Raw genomic sequence first — 769 nt, 5'->3', positions numbered from 1 at the left:
GACATATCGAAGGTGTCGATGTCGCAGAAGTCGAAGTCCTTGGCGACGCCGCGCTCCTCCGCCAGCCTGCGCACAGCATGGCCCAGCTGGCCGTTGCAGCCGGTGACGAGCGTCCTCTTGGGCGCCATTGGGACGACGTCCCTGAGCATCGGGTGGTTGAGGTCGGCCTCGGAGACGGTGGCCTCATCGAGCGGGATCGGCCACTCGATGGCGAGCTCGGGGTCGGCGAGGTTCACGAAGGTGTAGGTCTTCTTGAGCTCGAGGGACCAGTGGGCGTCCACCAGGTAGGTGTAGGCGGTGCCGTCCTCCAGGGCCTGGAAGGAGTTGCCCACGCCGCGCGGGACGTAGATGGCCTTGGACGGGTCGAGCGTGCAGGTGAACACCTTCCCGTAGGTCTCGCTGCCCTCGCGCAGGTCCACCCAGGTGCCGAAGACGCTGCCGCGCGCCACGGAGATGAACTTGTCCCAGGGCTCGGCGTGGATGCCGCGGGTGACGCCGCGGCTGTCGTTGTAGGAGATGTTGTTCTGAACGACCCTGAGGTCCGGGATGCCCAGGGCGGTCATCTTGGCGCGCTGCCAGTTCTCCTTGAACCAGCCGCGCGAGTCGCCGTGGACGGCGAGGTCGACGACCTTGAGGCCCTCGATGCCGGTCTCGGCGACGGAGAGGTCCTTCTCGAATGCGATGTCTGCCATGTGGGAAAAGCTCCTATCGAAGAGGTTGTATAACCGGGGGCGCCCGCGCGGGGCCGCAGGGTCATCCCCATGCCCTG

The 769-nt window shown here is 66.4% G+C and carries 1 protein-coding gene; it reads right to left on the bottom strand.

Annotated elements, in window-relative coordinates; genetic code table 11:
- The coding region (locus DW180_RS10095) for a dTDP-4-dehydrorhamnose 3,5-epimerase family protein (RefSeq protein ID WP_147357397.1) at positions 1-692 on the bottom strand (692 nt) is incomplete at its 3' end.
- Positions 693-769: the final 77 nt, after the last annotated feature.

Origin of the sequence: Collinsella sp. AM16-21, from assembly GCF_003471905.1 — a bacterium.
Taxonomy (GTDB): domain Bacteria; phylum Actinomycetota; class Coriobacteriia; order Coriobacteriales; family Coriobacteriaceae; genus Collinsella.
Note: the sequence above shows the minus strand (reverse complement) of the source record. Positions and strands in the feature narration are given on the sequence as shown.